The organism is Paenibacillus endophyticus, assembly GCF_014192395.1.
Taxonomy (GTDB): domain Bacteria; phylum Bacillota; class Bacilli; order Paenibacillales; family Paenibacillaceae; genus Pristimantibacillus; species Pristimantibacillus endophyticus.
Genome location: NZ_JACHXW010000025.1, coordinates 48,711 through 66,480, shown reverse-complemented (window position 1 = coordinate 66,480; position 17,770 = coordinate 48,711). Strand labels below are relative to the sequence as shown.

General features: G+C 46.0%; 16 protein-coding genes and 1 pseudogene. 12 read left to right on the top strand and 5 right to left on the bottom strand.

Annotated elements, in window-relative coordinates; all coding sequences use genetic code 11:
• Window positions 1-82 precede the first annotated feature (82 nt).
• From FHS16_RS27390 to FHS16_RS27380, 3 genes are read left to right on the top strand one after another with little or no spacing between them, the layout of a single operon-like run.
• Window positions 83-508: a DMT family transporter gene (locus FHS16_RS27390; RefSeq protein ID WP_183570233.1), complete on the top strand. Its 426-nt coding sequence runs from the start codon at window positions 83-85 to the stop codon at window positions 506-508.
• A gap of 28 nt (window positions 509-536) precedes the next feature.
• Window positions 537-1,247, top strand: coding sequence for a Crp/Fnr family transcriptional regulator (locus FHS16_RS27385; protein WP_183570231.1), 711 nt, complete (start codon window positions 537-539; stop codon window positions 1,245-1,247).
• Window positions 1,244-1,729, top strand: coding sequence for a DMT family transporter (locus FHS16_RS27380; protein ID WP_183570229.1), 486 nt, complete (start codon window positions 1,244-1,246; stop codon window positions 1,727-1,729). Before FHS16_RS27385 ends, FHS16_RS27380 begins: the two co-directional genes overlap by 4 nt.
• Before the next feature lie 93 nt (window positions 1,730-1,822).
• On the opposite strand, the gene FHS16_RS27375 is transcribed toward FHS16_RS27380, so the two are convergent.
• On the bottom strand, window positions 1,823-3,877 hold the full coding sequence (locus tag FHS16_RS27375; RefSeq protein ID WP_183570227.1) for a beta-galactosidase: 2,055 nt from the start codon (window positions 3,875-3,877) through the stop codon (window positions 1,823-1,825).
• Window positions 3,878-4,036: 159 nt separating this feature from the next.
• On the opposite strand from FHS16_RS27375, the gene FHS16_RS27370 reads away from it, so the two are divergent.
• Entirely contained in the window at window positions 4,037-4,891 is an 855-nt protein-coding gene (locus FHS16_RS27370) for an AraC family transcriptional regulator (RefSeq protein WP_246431997.1), read from the top strand.
• Here the strand turns inward: FHS16_RS27370 and FHS16_RS27365 are convergent.
• Window positions 4,888-5,760, bottom strand: a complete 873-nt coding sequence (locus tag FHS16_RS27365) for a VOC family protein (RefSeq protein WP_183570223.1) — start codon at window positions 5,758-5,760, stop codon at window positions 4,888-4,890. The genes FHS16_RS27370 and FHS16_RS27365 overlap by 4 nt on opposite strands.
• 237 nt (window positions 5,761-5,997) lie before the next feature.
• On the opposite strand from FHS16_RS27365, the gene FHS16_RS27360 reads away from it, so the two are divergent.
• Together FHS16_RS27360 and FHS16_RS27355 are read left to right on the top strand one after the other, a co-directional pair.
• A complete protein-coding gene (locus FHS16_RS27360; RefSeq protein WP_183570221.1) occupies window positions 5,998-6,468 on the top strand; it encodes a hypothetical protein in 471 nt (156 codons plus the stop codon).
• Entirely contained in the window at window positions 6,465-7,094 is a 630-nt protein-coding gene (locus tag FHS16_RS27355) for a hypothetical protein (RefSeq protein WP_183570219.1), read from the top strand. Before FHS16_RS27360 ends, FHS16_RS27355 begins: the two co-directional genes overlap by 4 nt.
• 114 nt (window positions 7,095-7,208) lie before the next feature.
• On the opposite strand, the gene FHS16_RS27350 is transcribed toward FHS16_RS27355, so the two are convergent.
• On the bottom strand, window positions 7,209-7,586 hold the full coding sequence (locus FHS16_RS27350) for a hypothetical protein (RefSeq protein WP_183570217.1): 378 nt from the start codon (window positions 7,584-7,586) through the stop codon (window positions 7,209-7,211).
• 346 nt (window positions 7,587-7,932) lie between these two features.
• On the opposite strand from FHS16_RS27350, the gene FHS16_RS27345 reads away from it, so the two are divergent.
• The 3 genes and pseudogenes from FHS16_RS27345 to FHS16_RS27340 all read left to right on the top strand — a co-directional run bounded on the left by FHS16_RS27345 (window position 7,933) and on the right by FHS16_RS27340 (window position 9,814).
• Window positions 7,933-8,670, top strand: coding sequence for a DUF975 family protein (locus tag FHS16_RS27345; protein ID WP_183570215.1), 738 nt, complete (start codon window positions 7,933-7,935; stop codon window positions 8,668-8,670).
• A 709-nt stretch (window positions 8,671-9,379) separates the two neighbouring features.
• Window positions 9,380-9,472 (top strand): annotated as a pseudogene (locus tag FHS16_RS32035) (sulfurtransferase); the annotation flags it as partial.
• 132 nt (window positions 9,473-9,604) lie between these two features.
• Window positions 9,605-9,814: a hypothetical protein gene (locus tag FHS16_RS27340; protein ID WP_183570213.1), complete on the top strand. Its 210-nt coding sequence runs from the start codon at window positions 9,605-9,607 to the stop codon at window positions 9,812-9,814.
• A gap of 74 nt (window positions 9,815-9,888) precedes the next feature.
• Here FHS16_RS27340 and FHS16_RS27335 read toward each other — a convergent pair whose 3' ends face one another.
• A complete protein-coding gene (locus FHS16_RS27335) occupies window positions 9,889-10,476 on the bottom strand; it encodes a hypothetical protein (protein ID WP_183570211.1) in 588 nt (195 codons plus the stop codon).
• A 312-nt stretch (window positions 10,477-10,788) separates the two neighbouring features.
• Here FHS16_RS27335 and FHS16_RS27330 point away from each other — a divergent pair, with 312 nt between their 5' ends.
• The 3 genes from FHS16_RS27330 to FHS16_RS27320 are packed head-to-tail and all read left to right on the top strand — an operon-like array spanning window position 10,789 to window position 14,565.
• Window positions 10,789-11,436, top strand: coding sequence for a TetR/AcrR family transcriptional regulator (locus tag FHS16_RS27330; protein ID WP_183570209.1), 648 nt, complete (start codon window positions 10,789-10,791; stop codon window positions 11,434-11,436).
• 41 nt (window positions 11,437-11,477) lie between these two features.
• The gene (locus tag FHS16_RS27325; RefSeq protein ID WP_183570207.1) at window positions 11,478-13,802 is read left to right on the top strand and encodes an ABC transporter permease; all 2,325 of its coding nucleotides are present in this window, start codon (window positions 11,478-11,480) and stop codon (window positions 13,800-13,802) included.
• Window positions 13,803-13,806: 4 nt separating this feature from the next.
• Complete coding sequence (locus tag FHS16_RS27320) at window positions 13,807-14,565, top strand: ABC transporter ATP-binding protein (protein ID WP_183570206.1); 759 nt, start codon at window positions 13,807-13,809, stop codon at window positions 14,563-14,565.
• 653 nt (window positions 14,566-15,218) lie between these two features.
• On the opposite strand, the gene FHS16_RS27315 is transcribed toward FHS16_RS27320, so the two are convergent.
• Window positions 15,219-16,700 carry a hypothetical protein gene (locus FHS16_RS27315; protein WP_183570203.1) on the bottom strand — a complete coding sequence of 494 codons (1,482 nt, stop codon included), beginning with the start codon at window positions 16,698-16,700 and terminating at the stop codon, window positions 15,219-15,221.
• Between the last annotated feature and the right edge of the window lie 1,070 nt (window positions 16,701-17,770).

Here is a 17,770-nt window from a genome sequence, read left to right as displayed (position 1 = left end):
GTTTACGCTTGGGACATATGTCCTATCCTTTGCCTGTCATTCTGTCTTTTAATGGAGATACGAAGAATGAAGGAGAGAGCGTATGAAAGGAAGTTTGTTTGCGTTATTAGCGGGAGCATTTATTACCCTGCAGGGCGTCGCTAATTCGCGGATCAGCCAGGATATCGGTACTTGGCAGGCGGCAGCCCTCACCCAGTTGACCGGATTCGTAATGGCACTGCTTATTCTGCTCGTTGTCCGTGACGGACGGTGGCAAGCTTTTAGACAAGTAAAGCCGATCTATTTGACAGGCGGCGCGTTCGCTGCCGTTATCATTTTCGGCAATGTGACAGCTATTCACCATATGGGAGTTACCTTTACGATATCAGCGGTGTTGATCGCCCAGCTATGCCTGACCTTTTGGATCGATGCGAGAGGGTGGTTCGGTCTGGAAAAGCGAAGAATTAGACTGCCTCAGCTGATAGGTATCGGAATGATGGTCGCTGGCGTAGTCATTTTGAAATTATAATATACCCGGAGCGAGGCGGTACAGTCGGATGAACGAAATAAAAGATGGTGCGCAGCTGACGAGTTTTCTGCACGCCTATCAGCTTGAAGAGATATTTCCAGCGCCGCTGCGGCCGCAGCTATCGCTTTGCAGCTTCGAGCAAGGCGAGCTGATATGCACGCAGGGCGAAGCCTCTCGCCTAATGTACGTACTGGTTAAGGGGAAGATTAAAATCTTCAACACCTCAACGGAAGGCAGAACACTCGTGATTTCATTCAAAACACCGCTGGAGGTCATCGGAGATATCGAATATATACGCGGGATTGATATCATTAATACGGTCGAGGCGGTATCGCCTGTCGTCATGATCGGCGTTCACTATCGGTCGTTGAAGACATACAGTCATCATCCCCAGCTGCTCCATTTCTTATTGGATATCATTACGAAAAAGTTTTTTATCAAGTCCAATGCCATGAGCATGAACTTGATGTACCCCGTAGAAGTTCGATTAGCCAGCTATTTGCTCTCGATGTCTTATGATGAAACGGACTCCGAGTTCAGGGGACACCTAAGCGCGACAAGTCTTACGGATACGGCGAACCTGATCGGAACGAGCTATCGGCATCTGAACAGAGTCATTCAGAAGCTTTGCGCGGAAGGCATGATAGAGCGCAGCAGGATGGGCATTTACATTAAAGACCGGGAACGGTTAATCGCGCTTGCTAGCCATTCTGGCTCGAATAAGGAGATGGGATCATGATTGCAGGACTAATGCTCGCGATCACGGCTGGTTCGCTGGTGGGCATACAAACGATATTCAACAGCAAGGTGAGCGAGCGGGCGGGCTCGTGGGCAACGACGGCATTGGTGCTGGGTTTGGGATTTGCCGCTTCGCTCGTTCTAGGTCTGCTTTTCGAGGGGAAAGGGATGTTCGTGCTGCATGATATGCAGCTCTGGTATTGGTTCAGCGGCGTGATCGGGGTAGGCGTAGTGATTAGCTTGGTGAACGGCATAAGACTGCTCGGACCGACGCTAGGCGTCTCTATCATGCTGTCTTCCCAGCTTGGCTTCGCATTGCTGTGGGATTCCTTTGGATGGCTTGGCTTGGAAAAGGTCCCTTTTACGCCTGCAAAGCTTCTCGGCGTTCTGATTATAGTCGGCGGCATTGTTCTATTCAAATGGAGCGGCGGACGTCAAGCCGCAAAGTCTGCAGAGACGACGGAGTTCGCAGAGTCAACATAGTACGCAGAGACGACAGAGTTCGAAGAAACAACATGGCTCGCACAACGCAAGAAGCCCAAGCTCATTGGCGAGCTTGGGCTTCTTTATGGTTAACTAGCTAAGAACAACAACGCCGAAGCCTTCCAGCGAGATGGTTCCGCTGAGCGTGCTGCCGGTGAGCAGATCGGTTTTCTCCACATCGAGCGTGATGACAGCAGGCTGCTCGCTGTAGTTTAGCAGGAAGAACAGCGGTCCATCTTCTCCCTCGCGAATGGCGAGTTCTACGTCAGGCGGGAGTGACAGCCAGCTAGCAGTCGGCGCGGCAAGTCCGAGGCGGTCGATGATTTGTCCCGCGGAAGCATCGTTGAATACGGCTCCGAAGTACCAAGCCTCGCCCTCGCCGAAAGCATTTCTCGTCACGGCAGGCTTGCCGGCATAGTAGTCAGAAGCGTATGTGGCTACTACCTCGACGGAGTCATCCTCCACGTATAAAATTTCATTAAAGGCGTCTGCGCCAGTAAGGGCTTCATCACCTCCGTTCCATTTCATCGAGGTTGCGGCACGCGTTCCTTTCACCATCGTGAATTCCTCGACGGAAATGCCGCAAAGCCCAGCTGCAGCGCCGGGGAACGGCCGCATATAAGCATGGCCGTGTTCGTTCTTGTAGCCGGTTCGGCAGCCGAAAATAATAATGCCGCCCTCGCGTGCGTACTGCTCCAGCAGCGCGGCGGTCTCATCGCGCATAATCGCAGGATGCGGGTAAATGAGAACCTTGTAGCGCTTCAGATCTTCTATTGTAGTGCTGCTGCGAACATACAGCGTATCGCTTGGGATATGGCGTCTGTTCAGCGCTTTGAACCAGGATGCGGCGCTTTGCCAAGCAAACGGGCCATGCCAGATATCGTATTCGCCGTCCCAATCATTGTCATAGTCGCGTAGGAGCGCAACATCGGCCTTAAACGCAGAAGCCGCGATGCGGTTGCCTGCAAGCGCAAGCTCCGAGCCGATTTGCCCCGCCTCGCGGACGCGGCGGTTCGGACGGTTATGGTAGTCGTTGATGCCATGCCAATAAATTTCATTGCCGAATGTTGCGGTCCGCCAGCGGAAATAAAGGACCATATTTGCACCATGCGCAATAGATTGGTACGTCCAGAGCCGCATTTGGCCTGGCTTAGGCGAAGGCATATCCATCCGGTTCACCCACCCGCCTGGCCCCGATTGCTGCTCCATGATCGCAAAGTTCGGAGAGATGGAGCGGACAACGCCAAGCTTCTGGCTCCAGCTGCGGTCAGCTAGCGGATTCTCCTCGCCTTTCGAATCATTCAGCGTGGAGAACTGCGGATAAGAATCATAGCTGAAAAAGTCTAGCAGCTCGTCGTTCATCCGATGGCTGTCCAAATGTCCGAACAGGCCGTTCGTCGTTACCCACTGATGTGAAGCGACCTCGCGCAAAATATCGCCCTGTACCTTTGCGTACGATATGGTATTGTCAGAAATGAACCGTTTCTCATCCAGAGCCTGATGGGGATTAGGCTGCTTGTGGGCAGGCGTTGGGCGAGGCAGGAAAACCTGCTCCCAGTCCGTATACGTTTGGCTCCAGAATACGGTGCCCCATGCTGCATTCAGCTTGTCCAGCGTGCCGTATTTCTCCTGCAGCCAAGCCCGGAACGCATCATGATCGGCTGGCGCGTAGAACTCGCTGATCTCGCAGTTGAATTCATTGTCGATCTGCCAGCCGATCACGGCGGGATGGTCTTTATAATGTTCAGCCATCTGGCGCGTAATGATCGCCGACAGCTCACGGTATTTGGTGCTGCTGTAGTTGTAATGACGGCGCAGTCCATGCTGGAGCGTAACGCCGTCCTGCGTCACATTGAGCACCTCGGGATACTTATGCGTCAGCCAAGCCGGGGGCGTGGCTGTCGGCGTTCCAATAATGACTTTGAGGCCGTGCTTGTGTGCAAGATCTAGAGCGCGGTCGAACAGGTCGAACGAGAAGACGCCTTCCTGCGGCTCGAAGATGGACCAAGCAAATTCCGCTACGCGGACAATGGAGAAATGAAGCTCGCGCATCCGGCGGAAGTCATCCTCCCACAGCGATTCAGGCCAGTGCTCCGGATAATAACAGGCGCCGAGGCGGAATTCTTTCAAGGCATCGATAGGTTTCATATTATGCTCCTCCAGTATGAGAGTTGATAGAACATGCAAATATATTGCGAATCATTGCTTTCATTTATTATTTTAAAATCAATGTAAGCATACGTAAATGACAATATCATGCGATTAATGATACAATATTGCGAACTTGAAGAGGAGGCATGCAGCGTGATGCGGGAGCACTATATTGTACCTAGTCCGGCTTTTAACCAGTATGTATGTTACCCTGACCTGTTAGGAAGATACAATGCATTCCCCCAGCATGCCGAACGAAGGGAACAGGGCCAGTTGAAGCATTACAATTTGCATTTGATTTTTGAAGGGAGCGGGTATGTCAGGAATGGCAGCGGGGGGGAGAAGCTGCAATTGAGGGCAGGCGATGGTTTTCTGTTCCCGAAAAACGCTTTCCAGGAGTATGGATCAAGTGCGGGCGATGCCTGGGACGTGCGCTGGATTCATTTCGAGACGCAAATTCCGCTGCCTATGCTTAGAGAAGCCGACGAAACCGGCGGGTGGCTGTTCACCTTCTCAAACAGGGAGCGATTCATGCAGCTGACGGAGGAGCTGTATGCGCTTTGCAAGCCATTCGAGACGAGCAATGAGCCGCGTATTTCGGCGCTGCTTTATGAGGTATTAGTAGAGCTGGTTCAGCATTCGGAGAGGCTGGAGGGCTCGTCTGCTTTAGAGAAGCAGAACGCGATCCGGGTTGCGGCGGATCAGATTCGGCACAACTGCGCTGAGCCTTGGAGTTTGGAGCGAATGGCAGGTCTGGCGGGCTATAGCACATATCATTTTCTAAGGCTATTTCAACAGGTTATGGGAAAAACGCCGAACCATTATGTCACGGAATGCCGAATCGATGCAGCCAAGCTGCTGCTGGCGACAACGGGGCTATCCGTGACAGAGATTTCGGCGCGAAGCGGATTCTCGCAGGCAAGTTATTTCATTCGAGTATTTCGCTCATCCGAGGGCGTTTCTCCCAAAGTGTACCGAATGATATACGGGCAAGGCGCGACGCTCCATTAACCGGCAGCAACAACCGTATGAATGGCGATGCCTGATGGATCATGCACGACAACGGCGAGGTCCTGCTGCTTCGTCTCAATCCCTTCTGCCTGCAGTGCTGTAAGCCAAGCTTCGCGAGAGGCTGTGCTGGGGAATACGATCGTGAAGTAAGAAAGGCCTACCGCGTTGGAAGGAGGCAATACGGCGCCGATGCCTGCCCATATATTCATGCCGATATGATGGTGGTACCCGCCAGCCGAAACAAATACGGCGGACATTTGAGCGTAGTCGCCAACGACATCAAATCCGAGCTTGCCTTCATAGAAGGCTTTCGAGGTACGCAAATCGCCGACATGCAGATGGATATGGCCAATGACTGTACCAGCCGGAAGTCCGCTCCATTCAAGTCCGCTGCTCTCTGCAAGCAAGCTTTCCATATCAAGCGGGTCGCTTGCCATCACATAATTGCCGCCTGCATCCTGCGTCCACTCGCTGCGTGGACGGTCTCGATAAATCTCGATGCCATTGTGGTCGGGATCTTCGATGTAGAGTGCCTCGCTGACTAAGTGATCGGCTTGGCCGATAGGAATGCCGCTGCGAATCAGATTGTGAAGCGCGAGCGACAAGGCTTGGCGGTCCGGAAGCAATATCGCAAAATGGTACAGCCCAGCGTGCGAGCGCCTTTGCTTTACAAGCGCGTTCGGCACCTCTTCGAGCACAAGCAGCGTAGTTTTACCGTCAGCGGTGAAGGAAACCTCGCGTTTCGCCTCATCCAGAGACAGTACCTTTAATCCAACGACCTCCTCGTAGAATCGAATGGATCTTTCCAACTGGCTTATCTTTAGCTTCACTTCGCCGAGCGAAATATGCGGATCTAAAATGGCTGGCATCGCAATTCCTCCTCTATATGAATGTAGAACATTATCCTCTGTATGCTTTCTAAAGGTTGCTCCTAGTAAGTACATCCTGTTCAAAATACTGGAAATAAACGCGGTTTGCGTTCATACTATAAAGGCGTACGTGTACGGTCTCGCTTTATGGACATATCGTATCATAAATCATAACTTTAATAAAGTAACTTATTAAAAGTAACATACTTATTGCGCGGTAGTGGGTGAGGAGGCAGAATGAGAAAATCATTACGCAGGATCGAATGGACATTGCTTGTTATTATTGGAGGTATAGCACTGATGTTTGTAATCCCCAGCTTGGATCTATTTGATCGGGACCAGGCTGTGAGCGAGGCAAAGAAAGCGGGCCATTATTATAAGGTTAACGCGGATACTCAGACGTACTTTGGCAAAAAGCTAAGAGTGGACGGCGTCATTTACGATGAGGATAAGCTAGTGGTCTACTTGTCGTCCAAGGATCTATTCGTTGTTCCAAGCCTGCCGAATAGCATTCAAGTCAAGACGGATTCCGGCTTGGTGCTGGACTATAACTCGTCAAGTGGATCAATGAGGTTGTTTAAAGCCCGTGGGGATTTCATTTTTGATCCGGTGCCGGAGGACATGAAATCCATTACTGTCTTTAATGAGGCATACGGGCATTCCTTTTCCTTTCCTGTGTCGTTTGAGGGAGGGGGAGACGGTGAATGAATAGTAGAATCCTTGCAGGGCATATGATACGTTGGTTGATTATTGCGATGGCTAGCATAGTTTTATGTGCCGTACTATTCTCTCAAAGCTCGTTTCGTGTGGAGGAAGCGGTTCGGAAAGCGCTGAATATGCTGGAGCTGCCTTATGCCCCGGTTTCAGAGCGGGTGAAGACAGGTCAAGGTTACGAGCTGCTCCAAATCGTTGATAAAGAAAACGGAATGTACCACCATCTATATGTCAGAAAGACGCTAGGTCTATTCTGGAGCTATCGCGGCGGAGGGGGTGGCACCCCTTTCAAGGATGACACGGTTATTAATTTTCAAGGAGGTTACTCCACCTTCGGCAAATATCGGCATCATTATTATATGGGACAGGTGGTTGACCCCAAGGTGAATAAGGTGCGAATCGTATGGTGGGACGGAGAAGAACAGGATGCGGCTATCAGGAACGGTGCTTATCTGGCTGCACGGTCTTATCGCATTCCGAAGAAGGAAGCGGAAGCAAAGGGTACCAACCGTCTGTTTGCCTATGATGCAAGCGGAGCATTATTATACGAACTAGATGAAGAGAAGCGGGAAATAAAGCAGGCAGTTGATAAGCAGCAGCCATCGTCACTACAAAGGTAGCAGCCTTTAGGGTGAACAGCGGTAGTGATCCAACATAAGCAGGCCGACCCCGAGTGAATGGGGGGTCGGCCTGCGTTCAATAAAATGCCTTCGTTGCGTATGGATGCCGCGAAATTATTGGAAGGTTACTGTAGTGGAGTCGCTGCCGATTTTGGTTCCGGACAGGTTGAAGCATTCTACTAGAATATAAAAAGTTCCTTGGGACAGCGTGCTTTTCAGACTGTAGGGCAAAGTGTGGCGCATTTCGTATTTGTTCGACGATACATAGAGCTTGCCTGAATTATAAGTGATATTCCCTGCGTTTGTCTGTGTAACACGGACCTGGTATTGGTAGCTGCCGGCAGCTAGCGTGAAACCGATATAGTCTGGAACCGGAGCGCTGGTACTGCTCGGATACGGATTGAAAAGATTAACCCCGCCTTGCGCATGTGCTTGGGATACCATACCTAATAGAAAAACAATTGCGAAAACTAGCGTAAAAATTCTTTTCATCAATCTTCCTCCTTAAAAGGTTAAATGTACCCATCCCGGCCGAAACGGGTATTCACCTCACTTGAAAGCGCTCGCGATGAATATAGCACACCGTTTGGGAAATATCTATATTTTGTAATTTTAGACATAGAAGAGGGTAATAAAACACATAATGGGTCAGCAATTTCTCTTAAATGAACATACGATTCGAAGGATAGCCGTTCCGTTGGGATCACTAGAGTGGGGGGGACACTTCCGCTCCTTTAAGCTGAGTGTGACAAGCATGATTCGCTGCTTGCCATCGTATAATTAAAATGGAATCTATTGTAAGACGAAAGACAAATCTTAGAAGGAGTGAGTGATTACAATGTGGGAACGCAAAGAACTGAAGAGAAGAGCAAAGGATGTGCTTCGGACATCCTACTGGAAGGCATTTCTGGTGAGCATTATATTGGCATTTGTTACTGGAGGAGGCAGCCCGCCGTCCTTTAACTTTGGCTCCTCCAATTCCTCCGGCATGGATGTGGATTGGGAACGCATTGGACCATTCCTTTTTATTGCCATTATCTTTTTTATAGCGTTCATGCTATTCGCATTTGCATTTCGTATCTTTCTCAGTTTTCCACTTGAGGTTGGCTCCGTGCGTTATTTCAAGAAAGCGGCAGAGAATGAAGTGAATTTAAATCATCTCGGTTTTGCGTTTAACAAGATTAGGTACTGGGATATCGTGAAAACGATGCTCTGGAGAGCTTTTCTAATCTTCCTATGGATTCTTCTGCTCATCATCCCAGGCATTGTGAAATCCTATGCATACAGCATGGTGCCGTTCATATTATCGGATAACCCGAACATTGGGTATAGGCGTGCGGTGGAATTAAGCAATGAAATGACACGGGGAAACAAAGTTCGGATGTTCGTGCTTGATCTAAGCTTTCTCGGCTGGATACTGCTAGGACTAATGGTATTTTTCGTCGGCACCTTGTTCGTGCTGCCTTATATCAATGCCACGAAAGCAGAACTCTATCTGACACTTCGTCAACAGGCATTGAAGGAAGGGCTAACCTCAGAAGAAGAGCTGAGACTGAATCAGACACCTGTATTTTAAAATAACAGAAATGCAAGCAGCTGCAACACTTGATGTGTATATGAACCGATGATGCTAGCAGAAGCGACTTATAGCAGACGCAGTTGCATATTATGCAGCATGGTGGTAGACATATATAAGGAATGGTTCTGGAACGTCAGCGTTCGATCTGTAGAACGGAAAGAAATTTGTTTGTCCACACGCAAGGATTGGTAGGTACAAGCCACAGGGCCATCGGCTGCATTTTATTCTGCACCGGCCAGTAGAGGTGTGCAATCAGGATCAAATGATGATCACTGTTGGCGAATTAGGCGATCCCGACTGGACTGCTTCCCCCGTCTCATTATGATGAAATAACAGAGGTCAGAGTGCAAGCTGCGGGGAAGGATGACAATCGAAAGAATCTGCATGTAACGATTTAGCACGTCCGCAAGCGGACTGGAACAGTATGTAGGTGTTTATTTTGAAGATATTCCAGAATGAGAACATAGATCCTGCTGAGGAGATTAATATCTTTTTGCAGCTTAGTTTCGCCTATGAAGGCGAATGGAATCGCGTCGAGCTGGATGCCGTGTCGAGCATTTCAGTTTTAATTCTATGCCGGAATATCGTTGTTGCATTAAAGGGAGAAGAGTAAGTCTGTTAGTAGACTAAGTAGGCTTGATGATTCACTTTTCTGCTTTTACGCAGGGTTTGTTTATGGTATAACAGCAGACATGAATAGTAGAAGGAAGCGAGTTTTAATAAGGTTGGGTTTTATGCGGGGAGCTGGAGTAATTGGATTAGCTATGAGGGGAATCCGATTGCGGTGGAGGAAGAATAAGAGCTGAGAGGCATATATAGTATGTGTCTGGGAGTACATCGTCACGTGGGCTGAATGCTCGGGGCGATGTATTTTTCTATGTTCTGAGTCAACAAGGAGTCAACGTATCACTCCTGAAGATGGATTGTTGTCGTGCTGCCCGAAGCCGTCAAAGAGACTGCAGCAGCTAGACAAGTCGAGCGGAATGGATCGATTCAATTAAAATTCGCGGACAGTCTGGCTTTCGCATTCCAGCATCTTGCCCGTGAGGATGACCGTATAGACGGGGCGGCCGGCATGGAATCGAGTTGGAGCGATTGGATTTCTTATATCGAGAATCCGAATGCGGTTGGGGAAGAGTAAGAACTAGGAAAAATAATAGTGCGCAGATTTTGAATCCATCGCCAAGTGGCCTATGCGCCACGGCGATGGATTACTTAAAATTTACGGTCTTTTGAATAGCCGTTATCGATTATTAGCGTAAAAGGCCCGTCTTTCGTATGGAATTTTACTTCCGTCTCGCTAAGCCAGATCGGATGATCGCTCCCCAGCGTACGCTTGGCATTCGGATAGATATCAAATTCGTCGTTTGGCACCATTAGATCAAGTACTGTTAGGTATTCCATCGTAATGGTTAATCTGGATGATTGATAAAATTGATAAAAATAGGTTCTTTCGCCATGGATTGCGTCGCGGTACTTGATGACCAACGTTTCGGTTCCTTTGGGGGATTCGATCGTCGCGTAATTCCATCCCATGATTAAGCCCCACATACGGAAGGCTACTAAAAACATTCCTAGTATACTAATAATGATCGAGAACCGACGCCATTTGCGCGACACGAGCACGGCAACGGTCAAAGCTGACATATTGAGCAGTAACGGGATATTCCAGCGGGCTAAAGGTTGAATATAAAATTCGTAGTGATTAACATGCATGAAAATGAAGACAGCATTCATCGCCAGCAACAAGAGCAGCAAGAGAATAGTGCCTTTTTTACCTTCCACTGCAGCTCTAATCCGCATTGAATCGAAGCTCCCTTCATGTGAATCAGATGATTAAATATAGAGCACGTTTGTTTAGCACTATTATATGTTTTCTAGCGATATCCAAAAAGTGAAATAAATGACTCGGTTTATTCCTATTAAAATGAATCTAAGCGAAGCCCACCGTTAAGCGAAAAACCTTACGCGGTCGGTTTTCGCTTGTTTAGCGTCCGTTAAATCCATTGGTTCAATATCATATTTTGTTAACATTTAGTGAATCGTATTGAAAATGAAAAATAGTATGATATTCTATTACCGACAGACAGTCGGTCTATATGAAGGGGATGTAAGATGAGAGTTGTAAAAAAAGCCGAGGAGCGGAGGAACGAAATTCTTGACGCAGCGGACGAGCTTTTCGGTCAGAAGGGTTTTGACGGTACGAGTACAAACGATATTCTCGAAAAGGTCGGAATTGCGCGGGGAACGCTGTATTATCACTTCAAGTCGAAGGAGGATATTATGGACGCTCTGATTGAGCGGTATAATGTCCGTCTTTTAGGCGCGGCGCAGGAAATTTCCGCAGACAAGAGCGTACCCGTAATCGAGCGCATTATTCGCGTTGTTATGGCACTGAACTTAAGCGGCAGAAGCAGCAAGGAAATTATGGAGCACATACACAAGCCGCAGAACGCGCTTTTGCATCAGAAAATACAAAGGGTCATTATTGCCGGAATTACGCCGATACTGGCGGGGATAATCCGCGAGGGCACCCAACAGGGACTGTTCAGCACGCCGTTCCCGTATGAGTGCATGGAAATGGTTGTGATCTATGCGAATACTGTTTTCGATGAGGATATGGTCTCAATGACGAACGAGGAGCGTGCATTACGCATACAGGCGTTTGTCTTCAATGCAGAAAGGCTGCTTGGTGCTGAAAGCGGGAGTCTTATGCACGTTATGCAGATGCTTGGCAGCGGAAATGGAGACGGTAATGAATAATTCGGAAATCCTGCAATTAAGCTTGAAGACAGAGGTGGCTTATGTATTACAGAATAATTCGCAATGACATTATAAAGAGCAAAGCGGTAACACTGATAACCATGATATTTGTCGCTGCCGCAGCCATGCTTGTTTCGCTTGCAGCGATACTCGTCGTCCATCTTTCGGGCTCGCTGGATACGCTTATGAAGCAAGCGGAAACGCCGCATTTTATGCAGATGCATTCGGGTGAGATTGATACTGCGAGGCTTACGGCTTTTGCGGAACAAAACAGTAACGTCGATGAATTTCAGGTGGTACAATTTCTTAACTTCGACGGCGCGCAGTTTATATTTGGTGAAAAATCGCTCGCAAACAGCGTTCAGGACAACGGGTTAAGCGTACAGAGCGAGAAATTCGATTATCTGCTAGATCTTGAAGGAAACGTGATTAACGTATCCGACGGCGAGGTTTATGTTCCGGTAAGCTATATGAAGGACAACACCGCTAAGGTCGGGGACATGGCCGTAATCAACGGAAAAGAATTTACCGTCGGGGGATTTCTCCGCGACTCGACAATGAATTCTTCGCTTTCCGCCTCAAAGCGGTTTCTTGTAAGCAGCAATGACTATGCAGAAATAAAAAACCTTGGAAATATAGAGTATCTGATTGAGTTCAGATTAAAGGATATGTCGGCTTTAGGCGCATTTGAAACCGCATATGCCTCCGCAGGACTTGAAATGAACGGGCCAACGGTTACGTATTCGCTTTTTAGAATGATGAATGCAATTTCCGACGGGATGATGATCGGGGTTATCCTTCTGGTAAGCCTGCTTGTCGTTACCATCGCGTTCATGTGCATACGCTTTACGCTCCTGGCGAAAATCGAAGACGATTATCGTGAAATTGGTGTTATGAAAGCTATAGGGCTGCGAATCTCGGATATTAAGAAGATTTATCTAGCGAAATACGCGGTAATTGCTGCGGCAGGCTCTATTCTCGGTTTTGCTCTTTCGTTAGTTTTCAAAGGAATGCTTCTTGAAAATATTCGGCTTTATATGGGGGAAAGCGAAAATTCTTCTTTTTCTTACGTCTTAGGAATCATCGGCATATTGCTAGTATTCCTTGCCATTATGACTTTTGTTAACGGAGTGCTGAAACGCTTTCGGAAAATTTCAGCCGCGGAAGTCATACGCTATGGTATTTCCCAGGACAAAAACACGGGTACTAAGCGTTTTATCTTGAGCGAAAACAGGCTATTCAGCACGAATATTTTTCTCGGTATTAAAGATGTTCTCTCAAGGAAAAGACTTTACGTCACATTGCTTATCGTGCTTGTGATTTCGTCCTTCATCATGATTGTTCCGCAGAACCTGTACAACTCGATTTCCTCAAAAAGCTTCATCAGTTACATGGGGATTGGAAACTACGATCTGCGCATACAGTTGCCCGGCAATATCTACGGCAATACCTCTGAAAAAATCGCTGAAATCGTAGAGACGGTGAAAACCGATCAAGCCATTTCAAAGGTTGCCGTCCTTACAACAAAAACATTCAAAGCAAAAATGGAAGACGGATCAGAGGAAAATATTAAAATCGAACTCGGCGACCATTCGATATTTCCTATCGCATATTCCGAGGGCAAAGCACCCGCCGCGGATGACGAAATTGCGCTTTCGACTATATACGCCGATGGGATGAGCAAGAAGGCCGGCGATGTCATTGCACTGGTGATTGAGGGGCAGGAGAAAGAGCTTACGGTAAGCGGAATCTATTCCGACATTACCAATGGCGGCAAAACCGCCAAGTCCGTATTCACCGACCATTCGGCGGGCATTATGTGGAGCATTGTCAGCGCTGAACTTTCGGATAAATCTCTTATTGACGCGAAGGTTGCGGAATATGCAGACAAGTTTGATTTTGCAAAGACTTCAGACGTTGATGAATTTGTTACACAGACTCTCGGTTCGATCATAAGCTCTATCGAAATGGCCTCCTACGCCGCAGTTGCCGTTTCGCTGGTTATCACGTTACTGGTCACACTGTTGTTTATGAAAATGCTCGTCGCAAAGGACAGATATTCCATTGCCGTCATGAAAGCGTTCGGGTTTACAAACTCGGATATTAAGGCGCAGTTTGTTTCGCGTTCGGTATTCGTTCTAATTGTTGGCATTGTTCTCGGAACACTTCTGGCAAATACTCTCGGAGAGGTACTTGCGGATGTGGCTATCTCCTCTTTTGGCGCATCGAAATTTAACTTTGCCGTTAATCCGCTTTCGGCGTATCTGCTTAGTCCGTTGATGATGATTATCGCGGTACTTACCGCAACGGCGATCGGCACCTCGCGCGCGGGACAAATAAAAATTAACGAACATATAAAGGAGTAGGCAAATGAAGAAGATACTTATCGGTGATCATATCGTAAAAACTTTCGGCGAGGGCGATGAAAAGCGCAATGTTCTCGATGGAGTGTCCGTTGAAATGGGCGAGGGCGAGTTCGTTGCGGTTATGGGGCCGTCGGGCTCGGGGAAATCCACGCTGATGTTTGCGCTGAGCGGAACGGATAGCATTAATAACGGAAAAGTAGTATTTGACGATAGGGAGCTATCGTCGGCCTCTGAGAATGAACTTTCAGATCTGCGCAGAACTGCGATGGGATTTGTATTTCAGCAGCCGACTATGCTGAAAAACTTGAATATTCTCGACAACATCATTCTTCCGTCCATGCGGGGCAACAGAAAAAACGCCGCAAAAATTACGGAGAAGGCAAGAGCGAATATGAAAAGGGTAGGCATTGCGGAGCTTGAAAAGCGCGACATTACACAGGTCTCGGGAGGACAGCTTCAGAGGGCGGGAATATGCCGCGCGCTTATGAACAGTCCGAAAATTATTTTCGGCGACGAGCCGACGGGTGCGCTCAATTCACAGTCCGCGCAGGAGATTATGGACATATTTTCCGAAATCAATGCAGACGGTACTGCGATAATGCTTGTAACCCATGACGCCAAGGTTGCTGCGCGGACGGAGCGTGTTATGTTTATGCGTGACGGAAAAATCGTAAGCGAGCTGAAGCTTTCGAAGTTTGATGGGTCGGATATGGATGGAAGGGTCGAGGAAGTAACGAAGAAAATGTGGGAAGTAGGCATATAATGAAGAAGACGTAGCCCAAGCGAAGGTATATCCGGCAGGCTCTTTTCCGTTGTAATAGGACATCGTCATTGTCGACTGCCGGTTCTTGATGGGCAAGCCGGACGCGGGCCGCGAGCTGTACGAGGCGTCGCATATTCCCGGAGCCGTATAGCTTCTGGAAGGACGGCCTCGCGGAGTCCGGCGCCTAGAGAAGGCTAATCGGCATAATAATTTGCAGCTTGAAGTACATCGCTCATGGGGCGACGTACTTCTTTGCGATGCGCTTGGAGGCGTCGGAGTCAACAAGGAGTCAACGTTTGCCACAGGAACGCGCTTTCATTAAACTTCGTACCGAGCGCTTGTTTGTATGTTTCTTCATGCATCGTACAGGCTCTCACATGCCCCTCTATGCACACAAAGAAGGCCGGTCTGCCCTTCCTCTGAAGAGTGGCTCCGGCTTGCTTTACTTGTATTCAGTCGTTTCTGCTTCGTATTTCTCTACACTTATACAGGTGTGAAGTCAACGACTCTCCCATCGTCAAAACCAATCAACAAAAAATCAACAAAAAATCAACAAATAGACCACAAAAGGAGGTAGCTGTAACATTACGGAAATATTAAAAATTTATTATAAATTTGAGATATTGTAGAGTATGGCTGGGGGCCATTCTGAATTACTCACTCCCATTTTTATTTTCTTTAGTTGTACAGAATTCATCATTTATTTTTATTATTGTAAGTATAAATAATCTTAGAAATATCAAATAACTTTGATTGTGAAAACTTTCATCCTCACCGCTAGTTGGTTGAATATGACTATATTTATTCCTTAAATCTAGTCCGTTGTTAAATTGAGATTTGTTAAGTGTATAGTTTATGTAGTCTTGTTCTGGTCTGGAAAAGAGAGTGCTATCAATTTCAATTACATTTCTTTTTTCAAGGTCATCAATAATTTTTCTTCCGTTTTCTGAAAACTTCCAATAGCTTACTACATTGTTCATATATAAATCATTAAGTATTAGGATTAATTGTTTATCGTTAAATATTATATATTCGTGTTCATCGATTGATAAATATTTATGATCTATGAGCCAATTTACTTTTGACTTATTATAATCAGCTATTTCACTTAGTTTTATCTGATCATTTAATAAAAATTTAAAAAAGTTATCGTAAGATTCTTCTGTCTCTTTGTGGTATCCCAAACTACATTGATCTGAAAAAAGTAAAAAAGTTGCTGTATTATACTCATCCCCTGATCCATAGGCATACTTTTTCTTCTCAAGAGATGGAATGTTCTTGTAAATAAGATGGTCGGACCTTATCTCAAGCAGTTCAAAGTCAATATGCCCTTCTTCAACAAACAGAATATATTGTTTAAGTACTGCTTCCAATGCAGGCATAATATTTGTACATTTCTCTAAAAATGTAGAATTCGCTGAAGGCATTTTCACTTTGAAACTTTGAGCAGAAAATTCTTTTGATAGGTAGTCCTCAAAGAACCACTCAATGACTTTTTCTATTCTAATGCCCATACTAAATAGCTGGTGATAATAACTAGACATTTGAAGATGTGACAAAATATTTTTTTGTTCGAAAGCAAAGCCTTTATTATAAGCGTTTTGAGAAGAGGTGAACATGAGTCGCTCAAGCACACCCATCTCGCTTGTTTTGTTAACCAGTGTACACCTCATTTGTATATCAACAAATTCAAATAAATATATAAAATTATTTAATAAGGTAGCATAATCAGTATTGTTCTCTAGCCACTTTGTGCTATATGATGCAGATACTGACTGACCTTCTACAATCAAATTAACTTCCTCATTTTGGTTCTTGGAGAAAGTAACACTCGATTCATATTGTATTCCTGAGTTTTCTTTGAAGAAATGTTTTTCTTGTTCTTCTGCTTTTCTTTTTGCTCTCAACAAGTTTTTTGGTGATATCTCAAGTTTATCTATTCTACTTTGAATATTTGCTATAAGTCTTAAATAGTTCAAATTGGGTTCTTCACTATCTATATATTCCGAGATTATTGTTTCCTTATCTGAATTGCTTATTTCTTTTGGAATATATATAGGATCTTGTTCTCGATTCTGCTTAATTTCATACTTATCTAGGAGTAGTTTAGCTGAAGATGATATGTTACTAAGCATATTTTTCTTATAATCTCACCAAAGTGATTTGTGACATTTTTGCACCTTAAAATATTTAATAGTAATACGTTTGATTCACCCATAAACTTTTCGAATTTATCTTCGGAGATGTTTTCGAATGCTTTAAATTTGTCAAATAGTTCCCAAAAGTCACTCGTGTATTCCCGACTGACACCCTTATATATACTTAGAAGATTGTCATTATTTATTGATTTTATAAATCGAGCGACATTTGCGTAGTTATTACTAACTATCCCTTTGAATTGTTTAATAATATCCGATGTCCATTCAACGAGATACACTTCATTATCAAAATACTTTTTAATATTATAAAGTTCAATTATGTCGTTAACATCTGTTACATCTCGTAGACCTAAATCGAAATCATTTAAAGAACTTTCACAATTTTTGAGATTATGTCCGTATAATAGATCATTAATTGAGTAGAATTTTACTCTATTCATTTTTACTCCTTATGTTTATAAATTTAGACCCAATTTCACATAACACTTATATGTACGAACTTCAGACATATCACTGGATAAATTTTCAACGGTTTCAAATTGAATATAACATGCCATTTGACCTATGTATAGAAAAATAGCGCCTACTATTGTATTGCATACTGTACCTGGATATGTTCCTTCTACTGTCCTCTTGTTGTCCTGCAAGACAAACGAGGGTAACCTCGCCCACAAGCATCTGCCGCGCAAATGCCCACAAAACAAAAAGAACCGTACTAAGCCTACATATTACTTAGATTGCTAAGACCTGTATTTTCTCGGGGCTGTAGCGCACCGAAAGTGTTTGCACAATTAGTCGTTAAAACCAGCCCACACGCGACACAACGTAAACAGAGAGAGAGAGAATAGTGTGTTTTAGTAGCTAGTTACTTTTTGGACTTTTGGGCAATGTAGGTTGAGGTTCTTGTCGGCTAGGGGTTGGTGTCAGCCCAGAGATCTTGGGTAGTAGTGGGCGTGCGGGCAGTTTTTGTCTACATCCCCATGTAGGCTGTTTTTTGGATCGGCTGTCGGTTTTGCTGTTTCCTTGGGTGGGTGCCGCTTGGCTGG

Bases quoted from the DNA above. Each gene is read 5' to 3' on its own strand.
- FHS16_RS27370 (WP_246431997.1), top strand. From the start codon at position 4,037: ATGCGGGAGCACTATATTGTACCTAGTCCGGCTTTTAACCAGTATGTA.
- FHS16_RS27315 (WP_183570203.1), bottom strand. From the start codon at position 16,700: ATGCTTAGTAACATATCATCTTCAGCTAAACTACTCCTAGATAAGTAT.
- FHS16_RS27385 (WP_183570231.1), top strand. From the start codon at position 537: ATGAACGAAATAAAAGATGGTGCGCAGCTGACGAGTTTTCTGCACGCC.
- FHS16_RS27355 (WP_183570219.1), top strand. From the start codon at position 6,465: ATGAATAGTAGAATCCTTGCAGGGCATATGATACGTTGGTTGATTATT.
- FHS16_RS27320 (WP_183570206.1), top strand. From the start codon at position 13,807: ATGAAGAAGATACTTATCGGTGATCATATCGTAAAAACTTTCGGCGAG.
- FHS16_RS27360 (WP_183570221.1), top strand. From the start codon at position 5,998: ATGAGAAAATCATTACGCAGGATCGAATGGACATTGCTTGTTATTATT.
- FHS16_RS27365 (WP_183570223.1), bottom strand. From the start codon at position 5,760: ATGCCAGCCATTTTAGATCCGCATATTTCGCTCGGCGAAGTGAAGCTA.
- FHS16_RS27345 (WP_183570215.1), top strand. From the start codon at position 7,933: ATGTGGGAACGCAAAGAACTGAAGAGAAGAGCAAAGGATGTGCTTCGG.
- FHS16_RS27375 (WP_183570227.1), bottom strand. From the start codon at position 3,877: ATGAAACCTATCGATGCCTTGAAAGAATTCCGCCTCGGCGCCTGTTAT.
- FHS16_RS27330 (WP_183570209.1), top strand. From the start codon at position 10,789: ATGAGAGTTGTAAAAAAAGCCGAGGAGCGGAGGAACGAAATTCTTGAC.
- FHS16_RS27350 (WP_183570217.1), bottom strand. From the start codon at position 7,586: ATGAAAAGAATTTTTACGCTAGTTTTCGCAATTGTTTTTCTATTAGGT.
- FHS16_RS27335 (WP_183570211.1), bottom strand. From the start codon at position 10,476: ATGCGGATTAGAGCTGCAGTGGAAGGTAAAAAAGGCACTATTCTCTTG.
- FHS16_RS27380 (WP_183570229.1), top strand. From the start codon at position 1,244: ATGATTGCAGGACTAATGCTCGCGATCACGGCTGGTTCGCTGGTGGGC.
- FHS16_RS27390 (WP_183570233.1), top strand. From the start codon at position 83: ATGAAAGGAAGTTTGTTTGCGTTATTAGCGGGAGCATTTATTACCCTG.
- FHS16_RS27325 (WP_183570207.1), top strand. From the start codon at position 11,478: ATGTATTACAGAATAATTCGCAATGACATTATAAAGAGCAAAGCGGTA.